The sequence below is a fragment of the Nonomuraea sp. NPDC049378 genome, from assembly GCF_055586745.1.
Map to the genome: position 1 here is coordinate 479,738 of NZ_JBVJHP010000002.1, position 20,700 is coordinate 500,437.

A 20,700-nucleotide genomic window follows, 5' to 3' on the forward strand; every position below is an offset into this window, starting at 1 on the left:
ACGCCGTGAAGCCCATGCAGACCGGCACATCGGGTTCCACCGTACGACGTCGATCTTCTCCTAGTCACCCGAAATGGGACATCAAGCGGCACGATCACGCTGAGGATGGCTTACAGTTCGGGCATGGCAGGTGTTCTTATCGGCCTTGGGCTGCTCGCCTTCTGGCTCTTCTCCCTCTTCGACGTGGTGACCACGCCGGAAGACGAAGTTAGGAACGTACCAAAAGCGCTCTGGATCCTGATAGTCGTGCTGATCCCGCTGCTCGGCGGCCTGGTGTGGATGGCCCGTGGCCGCCCGCGGGCCCCGCGGGCGGCATGGCCCGTCCCCCCGGGCCCCGGCACGCCGAAAGGACCGGACGACGACCCCGACTTCCTCCGTGATCTCGACCGCCGCATGCGCGGTGACGACGTCAGCTAGTCCACGTCGGCGTAGCTGTGCAGGCCCTCGAAGAAGATGTTGACCCCGACCAGGTTGAACAGGAGGCAACCGTACGCCACCAACTGCACGATCGTCGCCGACCTCCCGCGCCAGCCGGCCGTCACCCTGGCATGCAGGTAGGCGGCGTAGCCGATCCACGTGATGAACGACCACACCTCCTTGGGGTCCCAGCCCCAGTAGCGACCCCACGCGCGGTCGGCCCAGAGAGCGCCCGCGATGACGGCGAACGTCCACACCGGGAAGGCGAGCACGATCGCCCGGTGCGCCACCCGCTCCAGGTCGACGCGGGCCGGCAGCCGCGAGAGCCCGTCGCCGCGCAGCAGGTAGAGCACGCCTGACACCCCCGCGATCGTGAACAGGCCGCTGGCGACGATCGCGGCGGAGACGTGGATGGCGATCCAGTACGAGTCGAGCGCCGGCACCACCGGCCCCGCCGTGGTGTAGAAGGTCTTCACCGCGAGGCCGAGACCGAGCGCGGCGGTGACCATGACGAAGGAGCCGAGGAAGCGCACGTTGGTGCGCACCTGGGTGAGCAGGAACGCGGTCACGGCGGCGAAGCAGATGGCCACCACGAACTCGTACATGTTGCCCCAGGGCCACCGGTCGGCGGCCAGGCCGCGGGTGGCGATGGCGCCGAGGTTCGCGGCCCAGCCGAGCCACGCGAGCGCCAGGGCGGCCGTACCGGCCCTGACCGCGGTTCTCGACTGCGGCGCGCCGCCGTCCCGAACCGTCGCGGCGACGTCTCCTCCGGGCGCCGTCGCGTCGTCGCCCGCGTCCACGTGGTCACCCGGGAGCCCCGTGACCGCGTCGCGGCCCGGCGCCCCGTCAACAGTTGTGGCGCCGACCGTGACCGGCTTCCTGGCGGCGAGCGGGCCGGCCGCGGACCGCGCGGCCGCACCGGGACGGGCCCGGCCGAAGGCGAGCTCGATCGCGAACCCGATCATCGCGACGACGTAGAGCAGGACGGCGGCGACGACGAAAAGGTCGCTCAGCTCGGCGAGTTGCTCAGCGGACATCCTTTTCTCCTGCTGATAGATCCTTGACGATGTCGGCGAACTCCTCGGTGAAGCCCGCCGCGGAACCCTCTGTGCGGGTCAGGCCGCCCACCTCGACCTTGCCGCCCTCGATCCTGACGAACACCCTGCGCCGCCTGATCATCAGCGACAGGGCGATGGCGACGACGGCGGTGCCGCCCGCCACCAGCGCGGGAATGCGGCCGGGGTCGTAGGTCGTCTGGAGCGTGATCCACTCCTTGACCCCGGTGAACTCGATCGTGCCCACGCCGCCCGGCAGGTCGACCGACTGCCCCACGGCCAGCGGCCTGGGCGTGTCGGAGGCCATGAGCAGCGGGTTGAGCTTCTTCATCACCTCGGGCGGCGCCAGCTCGTAGACCGACTGCGGCCGGCCCGAGCGCACGCCCAGGTCACCGGAGAAGGCTCCGAGCACCTGCACCTCGGGGTTGAGCTCGCCGGGGAAGGCGGAGACGTGGCTGCCGTCGGTCAGCGGCACGCTCGTGGGCAGGAAGCGCAGCAGGAATCCCAGCTGCTCCGGCTGCGCGTCGGGCGCCTTGACCACGCATCCCGAGGTCATCGTGGCCTTGTCCTCGATGAGGCACGGGACGGGCCCTTCGAAGGCCACCTGGCCCTTGCCGTCGGTCACCCTGAAGACGGGGGCGTAGCCGTTGCCGATCAGATAGGTCTGGGTGCCGCCGACGTCGAGGGGCTCGTTGACCTTGAGCTCGTAGTCGCGGGCGGGCGCCTCGGGCGAGTCGTTGACCTTCAGGCGGGCCGCGTAGTCGAGCACCTGGCCCTTCCTCTCGCCCGTGACCTGGTAGGAGACCTTGAGGTCGGCCAGCTCGAAGGAGAACGGCTCCAGCGACTCGGCCGACACCTGGCTGCCGGGCATGAACCGGTCGTAGGCGGCCACCGTGTTGGCGAACCCGTCGCCCTCGACGACCAGGACGTTGCCCCGGTAGCCGAAGAGCGAGCCGGCGCCGATCGCGATCAGGATGCCGAGCAGGGCGACGTGGAAGAACAGGTTGCCCGTCTCGCGCAGGTAGCCCTTCTCCGCCGACACCCAGCCGTCGCCGGTGGCGACCCGGAAACGCATCTCGCGCAGCCGCCGGGCGGCCTGCTCGACCGTGAGGTCGCCGTCGAACGTGGCGGAGTGCGGCAGCCTGGACGGCCGTTTCGGCGCGGCGGGCGGCTTGCGGCGCAACTCGCGCAGGTAGGTCGTGGTGCGCGGGACGATGCAGCCGATGAGCGAGGTGAACAGCAGCAGGTAGACGGCGGCGAACCAGGTCGAGGAGAACACCTCGAAGAGCTGGAACCTGTCGTACCACTCGGCGAGGGCCGGGTTCTGCTCGTAGAGCGTGGCCACCTTGCCGGGCTCGACGCCGCGCTGCGGCACCACCGAGCCGGGCACGCTGCCGAGGGCCAGCAGGAACAGCAGGATCAGCGCCGTACGCATCGAGGTGAGGGTGCGCCATCCCCAGCGCAGCCAGCCCACCGGCCCGAACCCGGCCGGCCTGGGCGAGCGCGGCTTCTCCAGCTCCTGGACGCTCATCAGATCACCGGCTCGAAGGCGCCGATCAGACCCTGCATGGCCGCGATCATCTCTCCCCAAAGCCCGGTCACGAGCAGCACGCCGACGGCCACCATCATGCCGCCGCCGACCCTGGTGATCAGGCGCGAGTGTTTGCGGATGGCACGGAACGTACGCAGGGCCTTGCTGTAGGCGAGCGCCGCCCCCACGAAGGGCAGCCCGAGCCCGAGCGCGTACGCGACCGCGAGCAGCGCCCCGCGCCCGGCGCTGCCCTCGTTGAGCCCGAGCGCCAGCACGACGGCCAGCGTGGGCCCGATGCACGGGGTCCACCCGAGCCCGAACACCACCCCGAGCAGCGGCGCGCCCGCCAGCCCCGCGGACGGCACCCGGTGGATGCGCACGTCGCGCATCAGGCCGGGCACGACGCCCAGGAACGCGAGTCCCAGCAGGATGGTGAGCACGCCGAGCACCCGTGTGATGATCTCGGCGTTGCCGAGCATGACCGACCCGAGCCCGCCGAACAGCGCCCCGCTGAGCACGAAGACCAGCCCGAACCCGGCCACGAACAGGACCGTGCCGAGCACCAGCCGCCCGCGCCTGGGGTCGGCGCTCATGCCGGTCACGTAGGACAGGTAGCCGGGCACCAGCGGCAGCACGCACGGCGACAGGAACGACACCACCCCGGCGAGCACCGCGATCGGCACCGCGAGCAGCAGCGAGCCCGAGGCGACGACGTCATTCATCGCGCACCTTGGTCACCGCGTTGAGCAGGTCGGTGTATTTCACCGCGCCCAGCGCCCTGGCCGCGATCCGGCCCTGCTCGTCGATGATCAGCGTGGACGGGATGGCGGCCGGCGGCACCGTGCCCTGGAAGGCCAGCGCGACCTTGCCGGGCTGGTCGAAGATGTGGGGGTAGCCGGTCTTCTCGGTGCGCTCGAAGGCCAGCGCGTCGGCCTGGCGGTCCTTGAAGTCGACGCCGAGGAACTCGACCCCGCTGTCCTTGGTCTTGGCGGCGACCTCCTTGAGCACGGGCGCTTCGGCCCGGCACGGGCCGCACCACGAGGCCCAGAAGTTGAGCACCACGACCTTGCCCTTGTGCGCGGCGAGCGATGCGGTGCCCCCGTCGAGCGTGGGGCCCTCGATCGCGGGCGCCGGCTTGCGCTCGCCCGCCTCGAACACCTGCATCTTCCCGTCGCCCGCGACGAAACGGGTGTCACCCGCCTGCGGCTGGCCGCTCTGATTGCCCGCGCAGCCGGCGACCGTCGCAGCCAGGAGAACGAGAAGGATGGACTTGGTGCGCACGGAGGAAGATCTCCTTGTACTACAACCGGTAGAGCTTGCAACTCTACCGGCGGCGCCGCCCACCCCGTACATCGGGGAGCGCCTCAGGCTCCGGGGACTGAAGGGCCGGGATCGAGCGAGCCGGCCGGCTCGCTGTAGCCCACGCTGACCAGACGATCTCCGTCGAACGTGAACGTGGTGAGGCTGGCCAGCGCGCACTGCCTGCGCCGGGGATCGTGCCAGAGCCTGCGCCGCTCGGCGGCCATCCTGATCGCCCAGATGGGGAGCTGGTGGCTGACGAGCACCGTCTCGTGCCCGCGCGCCGCCGCCCTGGCGTCGTCGATCATCGAGCGCATGCGCTGGACGATGGCCGGATAGGACTCGCCCCATGACGGGCGGAGCGGATTCCAGAAATAGCGGTAGTTGCGCGGGTTGCGCAGCAGCGCCAGGCCGGGCCCCGAGATGCGGCCCTCCAGCAGGTTGCCGGCCTCGATCAGCCGGACGTCCTGCGTGATCTCGAGGCCCAGCTTGTCGGCGAGCGGCGTCGCCGTCTCCATCGCCCGCTCGAGCGGCGAGCTGTAGACGGCGACGATGTCACGGCCGCCGACCGCCTTGGCGACCGTCTCGGCCATGAGCCGGCCGGTCTCCGACAGGTGGTAGCCGGGCAGCCTGCCGTAGAGGATGCCTTTGGGGTTGTGCACCTCACCGTGACGCAGAAGGTGGACGACGGTCATTTCAGCCATGGTGTGGCACAGCCTATCCGCTCGGTCGCGCCGAGCCACGCGCCGAGCCCTTGGGGCCCGCGTCAGCCCGGCGTTCACGCGAGGGTAAAGTCGCGCCCTGAGGGGAGGCGCCGCGTTGAGTCCATGGGCACTCGTCCTCATCCTGGTCGCCGCCGTCGCCCACGCCTCGTGGAACATTTTGAGCAAGAAGGCCTCCCAGGCCGACGGCCTCGTCTTCGTCTGGCTCGTCGCCGTCGCGGCCGCGGTCGTGTGGGCGCCGCTGTTCGCCGGATACCTGATCGTCACGGCCGACCTTCCTACCTGGCAGGACCTCGCCGTGATCAGCGGCAGCATGGCCCTGCACCTCGGCTACTTCGTGCTGCTCCAGCGGGGGTACGGCACCGCGGACCTGTCGGTCGTCTATCCGGTCGCGCGCGGCACCGGGCCGATGCTGGCCAGCCTCTTCGCCGTGCTGTTCCTCGGCGAGCGGCCGTCGCCGGCCGGTGTGGCGGGGATCGTGCTGGTCGGGATCGGCGTGTTCATGCTCAGCGGCGGCAACGCGAGTGCCGGGCTCAAGGCGGTGGCGCCCGGGCTGGCCACGGGGGTGTTCATCGCCGGTTACACGGTGTGGGACTCGCAGGTGGTGACCGCGTTCGCGGTGGCGCCGCTCATGCTCAACTACCTCGGCGAGGCCGCCCGTGCTCTCGTGCTCGCGCCCGTCGTGCTGGGCACGCGGCGCAAGCTGGTGCTGCCCGTGTGGCGCGAGCACCGGTTCCGGATCGTGGGGACGGCTGTGCTGATCTTCGTTTCGTACGTGCTGGTGTTGTTCGCCTTCACGATGGCGCCGGTGAGCGTGGTGGCGCCGGCCCGTGAGGTCAGCGTGCTGATCGGGGTTCTGCTCGGCGGGCGGCTGCTGGCCGAGGGCGACCTGCGGCGCAGGCTGCTGGCGGCGGGCGTGATCGTCGGCGGCATCGTGGCCGTCACGCTCAGCTGACCGCCCAGGCGTTCTCCTGCGTCCTGCTGGCCTCGGCGAGCGCCTCGACCATGGCCCTGATCGCGGGGCGGCGGGCTGCGTCGGAGCGCCAGATCGCGTAGATGCGGCGTGACTGGCGCGGCCTGAGGGGAACGAGGCTCACGCCGTCGGGCACGCAGTCCCGGCCGAGCCGGGGCACGATCGCGCAGCCCAGCCCGGCGGCCACGAGCGCGAGCTGGGTCGGATATTCCTCGGCCATGCAGGCGATCACCGGCTCGATCGAGGCGCTGCGCAACGTGAAGACCAGCCAGTCGTGGCAGACGGTGCCGGGCGAGCCGCTGATCCACCGCTCGCCGTGCAGCTGGGCCAGCTCCACCTCCTTCCTGCCCGCCAGCGGGTGGTCGGCGGGGATCGCGACGTCGGCGATGTCGTCGAGCAGCGTGGCCCTGGACAGGCCGTCGGGGATGGCCATGGGCCTGTTGAGCCAGTCCTGGATCACGCCCAGGTCGAGCTCGCCCCTGGCCACGTCGCGCACGACGCGCTCGGGCTCGCGCTCGTGCAGTTGCACCCACAGGTCGGGGTGGCGTCCCCTGAGCGCGACGAGGGCGGCGGGCATGAGGCCGCGCGAGGCGGTGGGGAAGGCGGCGGCGTTGAGCCGGCCGACGACCTCGCCGCGCAGCGCCTCGAAGTCGGCCTCCGCGGTCTCGACCAGGGCGAGGATGCGCTCGGCGTGCTCGGCGAGCAGGCCGGCCGCGTCGGTCAGCCGTACGCCGCGGCCGTTGCGCTCCATGAGCTTGGCGCCGGTCTCCCGTTCCAGCTTGGCGATCTGCTGGGACACCGCCGACGGGGTCACCATCAGCGCGTCGGCGGCGGCGCCGACCGACCCGTAGACGTGCACAGCGTGAAGAGCCTTGAGCCGGTTCAAGTCCAACATGTAAGCCAGTCTAAATGGTTTAGCGTAGAAAGTCTCGCTTGTGGTTGATTGTGTAGCAGATGAAAATAGATGCATGAGAATCATCAAGCTGAAGAGGCAGCGCCCCGACACCGTCTCGTACCTCAAGGTCCTCGCCGAGCAGGCCCGCGAGCAGCGCATCCGCTACCAGAAGCCCGCTCGCTGAATGAGCCCCCGGCACCTCGCCCTCGCCGTCGGCATAGCCGCGTGCTCATGGTCGCGCCCGCTTCGCCACTCGTTGGCTCCTACGTCGCTCTCTCGCGGCGAGCTCCCGCGCTTGGTCTGAGGCTTCAACTTCGTCGTCATGCAGACCGGCCTTCGACACTTCGCACCCCTGCAGTACGCCGGCCTCAGGTTCGCCCTGGCGGCGTTCCCCGCCCTGCTGTTCGTGGGGCGGCCGGGGGTCGCATGGCGCTGGGTGGCCGGGGTGGCCGCGGCCATCGGCGTGGGCCAGTTCGGCCTGCTGCTCGTCGGCATGCGGGCCGGCATGCCGACCGGGCTGAGCTCGCTCGCCCTGCAGACGCAGGCACTGTTCACCGTGCTGTTCGCGGCGACGCTGCTCGGTGAGCAGCTCACCGCGCGCCGCCTCACGGGGCTGGCCGTCGCGTTCTGCGGGCTCGTCCTGGTCGCCTTCGACTTCGGCGTGTCGGGCCCGATCGGAGCCTTCGCGCTCTGCGTGGCCGCCGCGGCCGCCTGGAGCGTCGGCATCATCATCCAGCGCAGGGCCGCGCCCCCCGACTCGCTGCGCTTCATGGTCTGGGTCAGCGCCCTGTCGACGCCGCCGCTCCTGCTCATGTCCTTCCTGCTGGAGGGCGCGCCGACGCTGGACGCGCCGCTCGAGGGCTGGTTGTCCCTCGCGTACGTGGCGTTCGTCTCCACGCTGGGCGGCTTCGGCGCCTGGGGATTCCTGCTGCGCCGCTACGACGCCTCCACCGTGGGGCCGTACGCGCTGCTCGTGCCGGTGTTCGGCATGTCGTCGGCGGCGCCGGTGACCGGCGAGCCGCTGTCCTGGCCCACGGTGCTGGCGGCGGCGCTCATCATCGCGGGCGTGCTCTACTCCGGCAGCAGGCCCCGCCGCGTCCGGCGGAGCCCCGAGCGCCTGGGGAGCACCCTCGCGCGGCCGGCCTAGGCCGCGGCCGCGGCCGCGGCCGCCTTCGCCGCCGCCGGGAGCGCGTCGGCGACGCGGTTGAGTGCCTCGTCGTCGTGCGAGGCCGACAGGAACCACGCTTCGTACGCCGACGGCGGCAGGTAGACGCCCTGCTCCAGCATCGCGTGGAAGAACGCGGTGAACGCGGCGGTGTCCTGTGTCCTCGCCTCCTCGAAGTTCGTGACCTCCGACTCCGTGAAGAAGATCGAGAACAGGCTGCCCGCCCGCTGCAGCCGGTGCGGCACCCCCGCCGCGGCGAGCGCCTCCGAGGCCGCGCCGCCCACCTGGGACGCCGCGGCGTCCACGCGCGCGTAGGCGTCGTCGTCGAGCGCCCGGAGCGTGGCCAGCCCTGCCGCGCAGGCCAGCGGATTGCCGGACAGCGTGCCCGCCTGGTAGACGGGGCCCTCAGGAGCCAGGTGGGCCATGACGTCGGCCCGGCCGCCGAACGCCGCCGCCGGCAGCCCGCCGCCCATGACCTTGCCGAACGTCATCAGGTCGGCGTCGACCGGGTCGAGGCCGTACCAGCCGGAGCGCGAGACCCTGAAGCCCGTCAGCACCTCGTCGACGACGAGCAGCGCGCCGTGGGCCGTGCACAACTCGCGCAGCCGCGCGTTGAAGCCGTCGCGCGGCGGGACCACCCCCATGTTCGCCGGGCACGCCTCGGTGATCACGCACGCGACGTCGCCGGCGGCGAACGCCTGCTCGACCGCCTCGACCGAGTTGTACGGCAGCACGATCGTGTCGGCCGCCGCCGCCCCCGTCACGCCCGGCGTGTCCGGCAGCCCGAACGTCGCCACCCCCGACCCGGCCGCGGCCAGCAGCGCGTCGACGTGCCCGTGGTAACACCCGGCGAACTTGATCACCTTGGACCGCCCGGTGAAGCCGCGCGCCAGCCGCACGGCGCTCATCGTCGCCTCGGTGCCGGAGCTGACCAGGCGCACCTTCTCGACGGGCGCCATCCTGCCGACGATCTCCTCGGCCAGCTCGACCTCGCCGGGCGTGGCGGTGCCGTAGGAGAAGCCGTGGGCGGCCGCCTCGGACACGGCCTCGACGACCGCGGGATGGCGGTGGCCGAGGATCATCGGGCCCCAGGAACAGACCAGGTCGACGTAGCGGTTGCCGTCGACGTCGGTGAGGTAGGGGCCCTGCGCCGAGGCCATGAAGCGGGGCGTGCCGCCCACCGCGCCGAACGCGCGCACCGGAGAGTTGACGCCCCCGGGCACGAGCCGGCGGGCGCGGGCGAACAGGTCCTCGGAGTTCTGTGTACGGCTCACCCGACCCAGGTTAGCCGCGGGCCCTCTCGCCCTTCGTCGCGGGACGACCTCGCCATGATGGCGATGTATGCTATCTATAAGGGTCATCAACATCGGGAGGATTCGTGGCCGTAACACAGATCGACGTCGATGACGACGCCCTCAAAGAGGCCATGCGCATGATGGGAACGACGACCAAAAAGGAGACCGTGAACGTCGCCCTCCGTGAGTACGTCGCCCGGGTAAGGCGGATCGAGGCCCTGGAGAAGCTGGCCGCCCGGGCAGAGCGTGGCGAGTTCGACGAGGCGGCACAGGCCCGCCGCGCGGCGAAAGCGGCTTGGAAAAGGGCCATCACCTGATGTCCTACCTCGTCGACACGTCGGCACTGTGGCATCTCCTGCGGAACACCGATGTGCTGGAGGAGTGGGCCGACCGGATCACCACGCAACCGCTCCGGATCTGCGAGCCCACCAGGACGGAGTTCCTCTATTCGGCCACCGGCCCCGCCCATAGAGACCACCTGGAAGAGGAGCTCAACACGCTCTGCGAGTTCGCGCCAGTCCCGAAGACCGCCTGGCGTTGGGTGGAGAACGCACAGTACAAACTCACCCAGAAAGGCCAGCACCGCTCGGCCGGACCCATCGATCTGCTGGTGTGCGCCACCGCCGTGCACCATGGGCTCACGGTGCTGCACGTCGACGACGACTTCACCACGGTGGCGCAGGTCGTGACCGAGGTCGACCAGCGCGACATCCGCCGGTCATGACCTCAGTCGGCCAGCCACTCCAGGATGCGCAGCGGGTCGGGCAGGGGCAGGCCGTCGGGCGGCCGCAGCCAGGAGACCGGCTGGCCGGCCGGCAGGGTGGAGGGCGGCGCGACGACGTAGCTGTCACGGCAGTGCCAGCGCAGCCCAGGCGTGTCGTCGATCGTGGCGGGGTCGCAGTCGAGGTGGCACGACCACCACTCGTCCTCGTCCTCCGGGTTGCCCCGTGTCGCCACGTAAAACAAGACCCGGTCGCCTTTGGCGGCGACCGGGCCTGAGTGCGCTCCGGCGTTGTCGATGCGGGTGAGTGCGGAGAGTCCGATCGCGAGCGGCACGTCGAAGACGTCGAACACGCGGCCGGTGGGAAGAATCACGTTGGCTTCCGGCTCGGCCTGCCACCAGCGCGTGAGCAGCGCCGGGTCGGTCGTGGCCTGCAGGTGCCAGGCGGGCGACAGCGGATGGGCGCCGGGGTCGGGACAGCCGAGGCGGTCACACGAACAGGCGCGCGGTCCCTGTCGCAGCGGGAACGCCCCTGGCACCGCGGGCCAGCCCATCGCGGCGTATTCGAGCACGAGATCGATGCGTGTAGGCCGCGAACGTTTTCTGGTACGCCGAGCCAGTGGTACCCCCACCATTGGTGTCTCCCGTCGAGTCCAGCGCCTGAGGAGGTCCCGGCTCCGGGCCGTACGCACACGCGGGACACACCGGCACTTGGTTGCCTGACGAGAACCTGCTCATGTGCGTGCCAGGTCGAGGCCGTAACGGCAGCCGTGTCACAGCTTTCTCGTCTGCTCGCACTCTAACGCACGCGCCTCACGCGTTGACGGGAACCCCTCGGTTAGAGCCGCCGCGCCACTTCGGTGGCCCAGTAGGTGAGGATCAGGTCGGCCCCCGCACGCTTGATCGCGACCAGCGACTCCATGATCGTCCGGTCGCGGTCGACCCAGCCGTTGCCCGCGGCAGCCTCGATCATGGCGTATTCGCCGCTCACCTGGTAGGCCGCCACGGGCACGTCGGCCTCGTCGCGGAAGCGGGTGATGACGTCGAGGTAGGCCATGGCCGGCTTGACCATGACCGCGTCGGCGCCCTCGGCGAGGTCGAGGCGGAGCTCGCGCAGCGCCTCCTCCAGCGGGCCCGCGGGATCCTGCTGGTGGGTGCTGCGGTCGCCGAACTGCGGCGCGCACTCGGCGGCCTCGCGGAACGGCCCGAAGAAGGCCGAGGCGTATTTCGCGGTGTAGGCCAGGATAGGGACGTCGCCGTGGCCGGCGCCGTCGAGCGCCGCCCGGATCGCCCCCACCTGGCCGTCCATCATCCCGCTCGGCGCCACCATCTGCGACCCGGCCGCCGCCTGGGCGACCGCGATCGAGGCGTACCGCTCCAGGGTGGCGTCGTTGTCGACGTCGCCCGAGGAGGTGAGGATGCCGCAGTGCCCGTGGTCGGTGAACTCGTCGAGACACGTGTCGGCCATCACCACGACGGCGTCGCCGACCTCGGCGTTCACCTCGCGCAGCGCGACCTGAAGGATGCCGTCGGGGTCGTCGGCGGCCGAGCCGCGCGCGTCTTTCACGGCCGGGATGCCGAACAGGATCAGCCCGCCCACACCCGCCTGCGCGGCCTCGTGGGCGGCCTTGCGCAACGAGTCACGGGTGTGCTGGACCACGCCCGGCATCGAGGCCACGGGCTGCGGCTCGGCGATGCCCTCCTTGACGAACGCGGGCAGGATCAGGTCGGCGGGGTGCAGCCTGGTGCCGGCCACCATGCGGCGCAGGGCGGGGCTCCTGCGCAGCCTGCGGGGACGGGCGACGGGGAATCGCGCGCTCATCTGGCCCTCCTCCTGGCGCCGCGGCGGTTCTGCGAGGGCCGGCGCGGGGTGTCGCCGGCGGCCACGGCCGCCTGGCGCTGCTTGGCTCCGAACTCGGCCAACGCGGTGGCCAAGGCGGACGCGGACGGTTTTCCGGCCATGACGTCGACGCGGAGCCCGAACTCCTCGGCGGTCTTGGCCGTCTGCGGCCCGATGACCGCGATCACGGTGACGTTGTGCGGCTTGCCCGCGATGCCCACGAGGTTGCGCACGGTGGACGACGACGTGAAGAGCACGGCGTCGAAGCCGCCGCCCTTGATGGCCTCGCGGATGGGCGCGGGCGGCGGCGCGGCCCGCACGGTGCGGTAGGCGGTGACGTCGTCGCACTCCCAGCCCAGCTCGGTGAGCCCGGCCACGAGCGTGTCGGTGGAGATGTCGGCCCTCGGCAGCAGCACACGGTTGATCGGGTCGAGCATCGAGTCGTAGGGCGGCCACTCGGCCACCAGCCCCTCGGACGACTGCTCGCCCGACGGCAGCAGGTCGGGCTTGACCCCGAACTCGACCAGGGCCCGCGCGGTCGCGTCGCCCACCGCGGCCACCTTGAGCCCGGCGAACGCGCGCGCGTCGAGGCCGTATTCCTCGAACTTCTCGCGCACGGCCTTGACCGCGTTGGCGCTGGTGAAGGCCACCCATTCGTAGCGCCCGGTGACCAGGCCCTTGATGGCGCGGTCCATCTGCTGCGGGGTGCGGGGCGGCTCGACCGAGATGGTCGGCACCTCCTCGGGCACCGCGCCGTACGAGATGAGCTGCTCCGACAGGCTGCGGGACTGCTCCTTCGTACGCGGCACCAGCACCCGCCACCCGAACAGCGGCTTGGTCTCGAACCACGACAGCCTGTCGCGCGACTCCACGGCGTCGCCGACCACGATGAGGGCCGGCTCGGTGAACCCGGCGTGCTTGAGGTCGGCCTGGAGCCGGCCGAGCGAGGACACCACGGTGTACTGCTCGGTGGTGGTGCCGCCGCTGGTCACCGCGACGGGGGTGGTGTCGGGCTTGCCTCCGGCGATGAGCGCCTTGCCGATGGCCACGGCGTCGCCGATGCCGTGGTAGATGACCAGCGTGCCGCGGCAGGCGGCGTGGACGGCCCAGTCCTGGTCCTGGGCCGCGTCGACGACCCTGAACTCCGGCATCTCGGCGGCCGCCGGGATGCCGGCGTAGTCGAGCACGGCGGTCGCGGCCGGCACGCCGGGCACGATCTCGAAGTCCACCCCCGCCGCGGCGCAGGCCGCGACCTCCTCGGTGATCGACGAGAACAGCGTCGGGTCGCCCTCGCACAGGCGGACCACGACCTCCCCGCGCGCGGCGCGCCTGACGGCGGACTGGAAATCGTCCTCGACGACCTCGACGCCTTCGCGGCAGTGCCCCAGCAGCGGGCTGTGCGTTTCCGTGTCGAGCACCACCACGCCGGCCTTACCGAGCAACTCGGCGGCGCGGAGCGTGAGCAGCTTGGGATCGCCGGGTCCCGCGCCCACGAAAGCGACGAGACCGGAGGTTGGACTATCGGAGCTCAATGGGACTGCTCCCCCATCAATCTGTCGGCCCCTTCGGAGATCATCTCGGCCGCCAGGAGGCGGCCCAGGTTAGCAGCCTCCGAAGGTGAGCCGGCGGCGGACTTGCGGACCGCCTCGCGGCCGTCGAGCGAGACGACCACTGCGGTCAGGTTCAGAGTGTGCCCGTCATCGGCCGCGAACGCACCCACCGGTGCGGAGCATCCGGCCTCGAGCGCGTTCAGCACGGCGCGCTCGGCCGTCACCGCGGAGCGGGTGCGCGGGTCGTCGAGCACGCCGAGGAATTCGACCAGGTCGGCGCGGTCGGCGCGGCACTCCACCGCCAGCGCGCCCTGCCCGGGGGCGGGCAGCAGCTCCTCGACCTCGAAGATCTGCGCGACCTCCGCGTCGCGGCCGATCCTGTTCAGGCCGGCGGAGGCGAGCACGACGGCGTCGAGCTCGCCGGAGGTGACCTTGCCGATGCGCGTGTCGGCGTTGCCGCGGATCGGGACGTATTCGAGGTCGGGCCGCAGGGCGCTCAGCATGGCGACCCGGCGGGGGGAGCCGGTGCCGACCCTGGCTCCGGGGGCGAGATCGGCGAACTTGCGCGGCCCGACCAGCGCGTCGCGGTGGTCGTGGCGGGCGGGGAGCGCGGCCAGCGTGAAGCGGGGGTCCTGCGTGGTGGGCAGGTCCTTCAGCGAGTGGACGGCGAAGTCGACCTCGTCGTCGATCAGCTTGTCGCGCAGCGCGCTGACGAACACGCCCGTGCCGCCGAGCTGCGCGAGGTGGGCCCTGGTCACGTCGCCGAAGGTCGTGATGCCGACCAGCTCGATCGCGCGGCCGGTGCGCTCCATGTAGGCGTCGGCCACCATCTGGGACTGCGTGGTCGCCATGAGACTGCGGCGTGTGCCCAGCCGCAACGCGTGCGGAAGCGAGGTCACAGCTCCACCTCCCTCACTGCCTCGGGCATCGTCGGATCCAGGCCGAACAGCTCGCGCAGCGCTTCGGCGTAATGATCGCCGCCCGGGCAGGTGGCGAGCCGCTTGACGCGCACGGTCGGCTCGTGGAGCAGCTTGTCGACGACCCGCTGCACGGTCATGGCGACCTCGTCGCGCGCCCGCTCGTCCAGGTCGGGCATCCGCATGAGGAGCCGGCCGAGCTCCGACTCGACGACGCCGGCCGCCTTGCTGCGCAGCGCCACCACGGTCGGCGTGACCCTGGAGGCCCGCTCGGCGTCGAGGTAGGCCCGCAGCTCTTCGGCGACGATGGCGCGTACGGACTCGACCGCGTCGCCCTCGCGCGCGCCGACGCCGGAGTCCTGGATCGTCTCCAGGTCGACCAGCGTGACGCCGGGCACGGCGCGTACGGAGGGGTCGATGTCGTGCGGCAGCGCCAGGTCGAGCAGGAACACGGGCCGGGTCAGCATGCCGGGCGTGATGACGTGGCGGCCCGCGCCTGTGCAGGTGATGACGAGGTCGGCGCCGGCCAGCTCGTCGGCCACGGCGGAGAACTCGACCGCCCGGCCGCCGACCGACTCGGCCAGCCGGGCGCCGCGGTCGTACGTGCGGTTGGCCACGACGATGTCGGTGACCCCGGCCCGCGCCAGCGTGGCGGCGGCCAGCGAGCTCATGGAGCCCGCGCCTACCACCAGCGCCCGCCGCCCGGCCAGGTCGCCGGCCAGCGTGAGGCCCGCGGTGACGAGGGAGGCGCCGGCCTGGTCGATGCCGGTCTCGTGGTGGGCCCGCTTGCCGACCCGCAGCGCCTGCTGGACCAGCTCGTTGAGGGTCGCGCCGACGGTGCCGCGGCGCTGTGCCAGCTTGAGGGAGCGGCGGACCTGGCCGAGGATCTGACCCTCGCCGACGACCATGGAGTCGAGGCCGCACACCACGGAGAACAGGTGCTCGACGGCCCGCTCCTCGTAGTGCACGTAGAGGTGTGGCGTGAGCTCCTCGACGGGGACGCCCGAGTGCACGCCCAGCAGGCGGCTGACGGCGGTGACGGCGGCGTGGAAGCGGTCGACCGTGACGTAGACCTCGACCCGGTTGCAGGTCGAGATGACCATGGCCTCCGCCACGCAGGGGTCGCCCTGCACGTCGTGCAGGAGCTTGGCGAGGGCGTCACCCGTCACCGAGACGCGCTCGAGCAGGGCCACCGGCGCCGTCCGGTGGCTGAGTCCGATAGCCAGAACACTCATTGACTGTCCACCGCCATGAGTGGCCCCCCAGCCTTGCGTTGCTCGTGGAACGCGAGAATCTGCAGTTCGATTGATAGGTCGACTTTACGGACATCGACGCCGTCCGGGACCGAAAGCACAACTGGGGCAAAATTCAAGATGCTGGTCACTCCCACGGCTGTCACGCGATCACACACCTTCTGCGCCGCCACCGCAGGTGTCGCCAGAACCACGATCGAGACTCCACGCTGAACGATCACGGCTTCCAGGTCGTCGATGTGCTCCACATTCAATCCCGCGATGGTGTCGCCCACGACTTCGGGGTCGGCATCGACGAGCGCCGCGACCCGAAAGCCCCTGGAGACGAAGCCGCCGTAGTTGGCCAGCGCACGCCCGAGGTTGCCGACTCCCACGATCGCGACCGCCCAGTCTTGCGTCAGGCCGAGCTCGCGCGAGATCTGGTAGACGAGGTATTCGACTTCATAGCCTACGCCACGCGTGCCGTACGAACCGAGATGTGACAAATCCTTGCGGAGCTTCGCGGAGTTGACCCCGGCGGCCCCGGCCAGATCCTCGGAGCTGACGGTCGCGACGCCCCGCTCGGCCATCCCGTGCAGCGCCCGCAGGTACAACGGAAGCCTGGCGACCGTCGCCTCGGGAATGCCGCGGTCACGGGGTTGGGACGGGCTCTTCACGTGCCGGAGCTCCAGGGAACAGGCGGCTTGGGGACCGCGGTGAACGGAATCGAACCGTCTTTCAGGTTAATCCCTTTGTGAACCGATGCACAAAGTCGCGGGCGCGGAGTGGCGGACGTCTCGCATACCGTTGGCCTCATGCATCGCATCACCCTGCTCGGCAAGCCCGGCTGCCACCTGTGTGACGACGCGCGCGAGGTCATCGCCAGAGTGGCCGGCGAGCTCGGCGTGCCGTGGGAGGAGGTCAGCATCGACTCCTCCGAGGAGCTCAAGGAGAAATACTGGGAGATGATCCCGGTCACGCTGATCGACGGCGTGCAGCACGACTTCTGGCGGGTCGACGAGACCCGCCTGCGCGCCGCGCTCAGCGCCTAGAACATCACCGTCGGCAGCGGCACCACCTTGGCGGCGTTGACGTTGAGCTCGATGACGTTGGTGGCCAGCACCATCGCCTGCCGCTCGTTGATGAACCTCTCGACGTGCGGCTGGCGCTGGTGGTCGCGGTAGGCGATCTCGTCGCGATAGAGCTCGTAGACGATGCGCTGCAGGGGCGCCGACTTGACCGCGTGGCAGGCGTAGACGAGCGTGTCGGGCTCGCCGCGGCGCACCGCCTCGACCGTGGCCTCGGCCAGCATGTCGAACGCGTCGCCCGCGCCGTCCATGATCGTGAAGACGGTGAGCAGGCCGTAGATGTTGGGCGAGGGCTTGCCGCCGGCCTGCTGCTGCGCCGGGGTGAACACGTCGGCGCCGGGAAAGACCGACCCCGTGCCCGGCATGGCGAGGTCGGGCCGCTGGGACGACGCGCCGGCGGGCGGCGCGCCGTTCATGATGTAGCCGGTCGAGGGCCCGGCGTCGGGCGGCGGCGCCATGCGGGCGGCGTAGTCGACCTCCTGGTCGCCCGCGCGATATTCGGCCACCAGATCGCCCAGCCCCGACGATCTGCGCGGCGGGTCGGCGGCGGGCACGCTCTCCGGCCGGCCCCGGTGGCCCGGCTGCTCGTCGCGGAACATCGGGCGCTCCCCCGGCGGGACCGCGGGCGCCGGCCGCTCCTCGCGGTGCTGTGCCCGTACGTCGCGGCGCTGAGAGCGATCGTCACCGCGCGGCGGGCGCTCGTCGCGCTCGGGGGCGAAATCGTCCTCGTCGTCCTCGTACGGCGCCAGGGGCCGCAGCACGGTGTACCAGACGGCCGCCGCGGCGACGGCGAGCAGCGCCGTGGTGAAGATCGCGGGCACCGAGAACCGCATCGCGCCCACGAGCGCCAGCCCTGACGGGACGATGACGGCCGAGGCGTGCAGGTTGTCGGTGTCGTACTCGTCGCCGTCGCGCCACCTGAGCCCGGCGACCACGAGCATCGCCAGCATCACCAGCGCGTCGATGGCGTGCACGCCGGTCAGCAGGTAGTTGGGGATGATCGCCCAGGCGGCCGAGCCCGACGGCAGCGCCTGGCCCATCTGCTCGACGCGGAGCGGGTCGAAGATCATGATCGCGACAGAGACGACGGTGAGCGCGATGCCGAACAACCAGGACAGGAATCTCGGCGGCGCCTTCTCCGCCAGCAGCTGCACCATGCCGACGGCCAGCCAGAGCGGGGCCAGCAACGACCCCGTCACCTGGTAGATCCGGAACGTGACGCTGCCGAACCCGAAGAAGGAGCCGATGGCGATCACGCCCAGTGACAGCGCGAGCGCGGTCACCGCGACGGTCCAGGCGATCAACCACCCGTCCGGCTCGTCCCTCAGGCGTTGGATCAGGGCGCCCGCCGCGAACGCGGCCAGGAGCGCACCGGCAAGGGCTATGACAGCAACGAGGATCTCCATGGTGACTCCAATGCTGCCGGACTATGCCTCCCAGCCGGTAGCCGTAGACGAAACGTGCCTGCTCGGGCCGCCCTTGGGGGCCACGGGCAGCGAGATGCGCGCCGCAGGCGGCGGGGGTTCGCGGTAACACGGTATCTTCCGATTACGCCTAGTCATGCCAGCATGCTGTGGATTGTGGAATTTCCGGTTGATTTCTAGAGTGTTCGAGCAGCCGCACCCCTTACCCCCAGGGATACCGGATGCCTGACTCGTCGCCGTTCGCCGGGCTGCTTGCGCCAGCGGGCGCCGCGCCTGCCCTGACGGGCGAGCTCGCCGTGCACGAAGAAGTGCCCGATGACGTACGTACGCTGGTGCTTCATGCCAAGAGCGGCTGCACGGAGTCGTTTGGCACGCTCTACGACCGCTACGTGGACCTCGTCTACCGCTACATCTATTTCCGGGTGGGCTCCCACCCCCTCGCCGAGGACCTGACCAGCGAGACCTTCCTGCGCGCGCTGCGCAGAATCGCCGACTTCACCTGGCAGGGCCGCGACTTCGGCGCCTGGCTCGTGACCATCGCGCGAAACCTGGTGACCGACCACTTCAAGTCCGGCCGCTACCGGCTCGAGGTGCCGACGGGAGAAGTGATCGATGTCCCGCTCGACGGCTCGCACATTCCGGAGAACGCCGTGGTCACGGCCATCATCAACGACCGGGTGCTGCGTGCCGTCCGGGATCTCAATCCCGAACAGCAGGAATGCGTGGTCCTGCGTTTCCTGCACGGCCTGTCGCTCGCGGAGACCGCGCTCATCATGGGAAAGAAGAGCGGAGCGATCAAAGCGCTGCAGTTTCGGGCCATCCGGGCGCTGGCCAGGGCTCTCAAGCACGACCTGGCGTAACCTCCACCATCCGCACCTCGTTAGGCAAATGTCACAGCAGGATCCGTAAGGGAGCCGTCATGGGTAGGGCACGCGAACGGCGGGAGCGCGTGCTCGAGCATCTCACGGACCTGCCCAGGCTGCCTCTCGGCGGCGCCCCTGACCCCGCCTTCCGCGACCGGCTCCGCGCCGAGCTGGTCACAGGGCCGACCACCGCGCCCATCACCGGGCCGATCACCGGGCCGATCACCGGGCCGATCACCGGCGAACTCCTGCCCGAGAGGTCGGCCCGCCCACGACACGCCCACCGCCGGCCCGCGCGCCCGAGGCCGCTGCTGTCGCAGCTGGCCGCCTTCGGACTGGCGGCGGCCATGATGGTCGCGTCCTTCGCCACCTACCAGGCGGTCCCCGGCGACTCCCTCTACCCTCTCAAGCGCGCCGCGGAGAGCGCTCTCGTCGGGCTCAGCACCAACGAGGCCGCGCGCGGCGAGCGCGAGCTCCGCTCGGCCAAGGCCCGCGCGGAAGAGGTCGCCAGCCTGCTCGGCTCGTCCAACGGCGGCCCGCTGGTCGGCAGGACGCTGAAGGACATGGAGGAATCGACGCGCGCGGGGATCAGCAGGCTGAGACGGGCCGAACCACGCTCTCCGAAGATCAAAAAATTCGCCCGCCACCAGCAGGAGGTCGTCGCGCCGATGTTGCAGCAGCTCAAGCGGGATCAGCTGGCCCAGGCCGAGGGCTACCTCGACTACATCAAAGGTCTGGTCGCCCCCGGGTAGGTCGATAAGCTGAAGCGCATGTGGCGGCTAATGCGACGACGACACGAAACGGAGCCCCAGGCCGCCGGCGAGGCCGCGGCACAGGCAGCGGTCACCGTCGCGCCGGTCGAGCCCGACCTCCAGTCGGCGGCATTCTTCGACGTCGACAACACGATGATGCGCGGCGCCTCGATCTACCACTTCGCCCGCGGACTGGCCACCCGGGGGTTGTTCACCACGTCCGACCTGTTCAAGTTCGCGGTGGGGCAGGCGGTGTTCCGGCTGCGCGGCAACGAGAACCCCGAGCACATCGCGGTGGCCAGGGAGACCGCGCTCGCGTTCGTCGCCGGCGCCAAGGTCGACGACGTCGTACGCCTCGGCGAGGAGATCTACGACGAGGTCATGGCCGACCGCATCTGGGGCGGCACGCGGGCGCTCGCGCAGAGCCACCTCGACGCGGGCCAGCGGGTCTGGCTGGTCACCGCCACCCCCGTCGAGCTGGCCAGGGTCATCGCGCAGCGGCTCGGGCTGACGGGCGCGCTCGGCACGGTCGCCGAGTCGAGCAACGGCGTCTACACCGGGCGCCTGGTCGGCGACCTGCTCCACGGCCCGGCCAAGGCGGAGGCGGTCAGGGCGCTGGCGCGCAGGGAGGGGCTCGACCTGACCCAGTGCACGGCCTACAGCGACTCCGCCAACGACCTGCCGATGTTGTCGCTGGTCGGGCGCGCCGTGGCCATCAACCCCGACAGCGAACTGCGCGAATACGCCAAGAAGCACGACTGGCCGATCAGGGACTTCAGGACCGGCCGCAAGGCCACGCTGACGGCGCTGCCCATCGCCGCGGGCGTGGGCGCCGTGGCGGGCGGCGTCGCCGCGGGCATCGCCCTGCGCAGGCACTACCGCACGCAGGGCTGACGACCTGTCCCCCCGGCGGAAGGCCGGTCACGGAGAGCTCGCCGCAACCCGCTCGAGCCGGCCAGCG

At 70.9% G+C, this 20,700-nt stretch carries 23 protein-coding genes; 9 read left to right on the forward strand and 14 right to left on the reverse strand.

All coding sequences use genetic code 11. The annotated features are described in order from the left end of the window. Nucleotides 1–123: 123 nt before the first annotated feature. Complete coding sequence (locus ACZ6SA_RS07200; protein WP_132592429.1) at nt 124–417, forward strand: PLD nuclease N-terminal domain-containing protein; 294 nt, start codon at nt 124–126, stop codon at nt 415–417. Here the strand turns inward: ACZ6SA_RS07200 and ccsA are convergent. From ccsA to ACZ6SA_RS07225, 5 genes are all read right to left on the reverse strand, one after another. Next, nucleotides 414–1,454, reverse strand: a complete 1,041-nt coding sequence (ccsA, locus tag ACZ6SA_RS07205) for a cytochrome c biogenesis protein CcsA (protein ID WP_465827022.1) — start codon at nt 1,452–1,454, stop codon at nt 414–416. The genes ACZ6SA_RS07200 and ccsA overlap by 4 nt on opposite strands. Further along, nucleotides 1,444–3,003, reverse strand: coding sequence for a cytochrome c biogenesis protein ResB (gene resB, locus ACZ6SA_RS07210; RefSeq protein WP_347648353.1), 1,560 nt, complete (start codon nt 3,001–3,003; stop codon nt 1,444–1,446). The genes ccsA and resB overlap by 11 nt, the downstream gene beginning before the upstream one ends. Then, on the reverse strand, nt 3,003–3,725 hold the full coding sequence (locus ACZ6SA_RS07215; RefSeq protein ID WP_443155695.1) for a cytochrome c biogenesis CcdA family protein: 723 nt from the start codon (nt 3,723–3,725) through the stop codon (nt 3,003–3,005). Before ACZ6SA_RS07215 ends, resB begins: the two co-directional genes overlap by 1 nt. Continuing rightward, complete coding sequence (locus ACZ6SA_RS07220) at nt 3,718–4,284, reverse strand: TlpA family protein disulfide reductase (RefSeq protein WP_347776444.1); 567 nt, start codon at nt 4,282–4,284, stop codon at nt 3,718–3,720. The genes ACZ6SA_RS07215 and ACZ6SA_RS07220 overlap by 8 nt, the downstream gene beginning before the upstream one ends. An 83-nt stretch (nt 4,285–4,367) precedes the next feature. Next, nucleotides 4,368–5,006, reverse strand: coding sequence for a histidine phosphatase family protein (locus ACZ6SA_RS07225; RefSeq protein WP_347648350.1), 639 nt, complete (start codon nt 5,004–5,006; stop codon nt 4,368–4,370). Between the two features lie 115 nt (nt 5,007–5,121). On the opposite strand from ACZ6SA_RS07225, the gene ACZ6SA_RS07230 reads away from it, so the two are divergent. Further along, the gene (locus ACZ6SA_RS07230; RefSeq protein ID WP_347648349.1) at nt 5,122–5,979 is read left to right on the forward strand and encodes a DMT family transporter; all 858 of its coding nucleotides are present in this window, start codon (nt 5,122–5,124) and stop codon (nt 5,977–5,979) included. Here the strand turns inward: ACZ6SA_RS07230 and ACZ6SA_RS07235 are convergent. Beyond that, entirely contained in the window at nt 5,972–6,892 is a 921-nt protein-coding gene (locus ACZ6SA_RS07235; RefSeq protein WP_347648348.1) for a LysR family transcriptional regulator, read from the reverse strand. The two genes, ACZ6SA_RS07230 and ACZ6SA_RS07235, sit on opposite strands and share 8 nt — an antisense overlap. 322 nt (nt 6,893–7,214) lie before the next feature. Between ACZ6SA_RS07235 and ACZ6SA_RS07240 the strand changes: the two genes are divergently transcribed. Then, nucleotides 7,215–8,039 (forward strand): EamA family transporter, encoded by an 825-nt coding sequence (locus ACZ6SA_RS07240; protein WP_465827024.1) that lies wholly within the window; start codon nt 7,215–7,217, stop codon nt 8,037–8,039. Here the strand turns inward: ACZ6SA_RS07240 and hemL are convergent. Next, a complete protein-coding gene (gene hemL / locus ACZ6SA_RS07245; protein ID WP_465827026.1) occupies nt 8,036–9,331 on the reverse strand; it encodes a glutamate-1-semialdehyde 2,1-aminomutase in 1,296 nt (431 codons plus the stop codon). The genes ACZ6SA_RS07240 and hemL overlap by 4 nt on opposite strands. 104 nt (nt 9,332–9,435) lie before the next feature. Here hemL and ACZ6SA_RS07250 point away from each other — a divergent pair, with 104 nt between their 5' ends. Together ACZ6SA_RS07250 and ACZ6SA_RS07255 are read left to right on the forward strand one after the other, a co-directional pair. Beyond that, on the forward strand, nt 9,436–9,669 hold the full coding sequence (locus tag ACZ6SA_RS07250) for a type II toxin-antitoxin system VapB family antitoxin (RefSeq protein WP_347648345.1): 234 nt from the start codon (nt 9,436–9,438) through the stop codon (nt 9,667–9,669). Next, nucleotides 9,669–10,076 carry a PIN domain-containing protein gene (locus ACZ6SA_RS07255; protein WP_465827028.1) on the forward strand — a complete coding sequence of 136 codons (408 nt, stop codon included), beginning with the start codon at nt 9,669–9,671 and terminating at the stop codon, nt 10,074–10,076. Before ACZ6SA_RS07250 ends, ACZ6SA_RS07255 begins: the two co-directional genes overlap by 1 nt. Before the next feature lie 2 nt (nt 10,077–10,078). Here ACZ6SA_RS07255 and ACZ6SA_RS07260 read toward each other — a convergent pair whose 3' ends face one another. The 6 genes from ACZ6SA_RS07260 to ACZ6SA_RS07285 form a co-directional block, all read right to left on the reverse strand. Then, entirely contained in the window at nt 10,079–10,708 is a 630-nt protein-coding gene (locus tag ACZ6SA_RS07260) for a bifunctional DNA primase/polymerase (RefSeq protein ID WP_347648343.1), read from the reverse strand. 203 nt (nt 10,709–10,911) lie between these two features. Beyond that, nucleotides 10,912–11,895 (reverse strand): porphobilinogen synthase, encoded by a 984-nt coding sequence (hemB, locus tag ACZ6SA_RS07265; RefSeq protein ID WP_443155700.1) that lies wholly within the window; start codon nt 11,893–11,895, stop codon nt 10,912–10,914. After that, nucleotides 11,892–13,406 (reverse strand): bifunctional uroporphyrinogen-III C-methyltransferase/uroporphyrinogen-III synthase, encoded by a 1,515-nt coding sequence (locus ACZ6SA_RS07270; protein WP_465827029.1) that lies wholly within the window; start codon nt 13,404–13,406, stop codon nt 11,892–11,894. The genes hemB and ACZ6SA_RS07270 overlap by 4 nt, the downstream gene beginning before the upstream one ends. 35 nt (nt 13,407–13,441) lie before the next feature. After that, nucleotides 13,442–14,362 carry a hydroxymethylbilane synthase gene (gene hemC, locus ACZ6SA_RS07275; RefSeq protein ID WP_347648340.1) on the reverse strand — a complete coding sequence of 307 codons (921 nt, stop codon included), beginning with the start codon at nt 14,360–14,362 and terminating at the stop codon, nt 13,442–13,444. Further along, nucleotides 14,359–15,615, reverse strand: coding sequence for a glutamyl-tRNA reductase (locus ACZ6SA_RS07280; RefSeq protein WP_443155702.1), 1,257 nt, complete (start codon nt 15,613–15,615; stop codon nt 14,359–14,361). The genes hemC and ACZ6SA_RS07280 overlap by 4 nt, the downstream gene beginning before the upstream one ends. Next, entirely contained in the window at nt 15,612–16,289 is a 678-nt protein-coding gene (locus ACZ6SA_RS07285; RefSeq protein ID WP_347648338.1) for a redox-sensing transcriptional repressor Rex, read from the reverse strand. Before ACZ6SA_RS07285 ends, ACZ6SA_RS07280 begins: the two co-directional genes overlap by 4 nt. 138 nt (nt 16,290–16,427) lie before the next feature. On the opposite strand from ACZ6SA_RS07285, the gene ACZ6SA_RS07290 reads away from it, so the two are divergent. After that, on the forward strand, nt 16,428–16,664 hold the full coding sequence (locus ACZ6SA_RS07290) for a glutaredoxin family protein (protein ID WP_347776430.1): 237 nt from the start codon (nt 16,428–16,430) through the stop codon (nt 16,662–16,664). Here the strand turns inward: ACZ6SA_RS07290 and ACZ6SA_RS07295 are convergent. Continuing rightward, a complete protein-coding gene (locus tag ACZ6SA_RS07295) occupies nt 16,661–18,106 on the reverse strand; it encodes a putative quinol monooxygenase (protein WP_465827031.1) in 1,446 nt (481 codons plus the stop codon). The two genes, ACZ6SA_RS07290 and ACZ6SA_RS07295, sit on opposite strands and share 4 nt — an antisense overlap. A gap of 239 nt (nt 18,107–18,345) precedes the next feature. Here ACZ6SA_RS07295 and ACZ6SA_RS07300 point away from each other — a divergent pair, with 239 nt between their 5' ends. The 3 genes from ACZ6SA_RS07300 to ACZ6SA_RS07310 are packed head-to-tail and all read left to right on the forward strand — an operon-like array spanning nt 18,346 to nt 20,633. Further along, nucleotides 18,346–18,984: a sigma-70 family RNA polymerase sigma factor gene (locus ACZ6SA_RS07300; RefSeq protein ID WP_347648335.1), complete on the forward strand. Its 639-nt coding sequence runs from the start codon at nt 18,346–18,348 to the stop codon at nt 18,982–18,984. Nucleotides 18,985–19,043: 59 nt separating this feature from the next. After that, nucleotides 19,044–19,739: a DUF5667 domain-containing protein gene (locus tag ACZ6SA_RS07305; protein ID WP_465827033.1), complete on the forward strand. Its 696-nt coding sequence runs from the start codon at nt 19,044–19,046 to the stop codon at nt 19,737–19,739. A 30-nt stretch (nt 19,740–19,769) separates the two neighbouring features. Next, nucleotides 19,770–20,633, forward strand: coding sequence for an HAD family hydrolase (locus ACZ6SA_RS07310; RefSeq protein ID WP_246083048.1), 864 nt, complete (start codon nt 19,770–19,772; stop codon nt 20,631–20,633). The last annotated feature ends 67 nt before the right edge of the window (nt 20,634–20,700 follow it).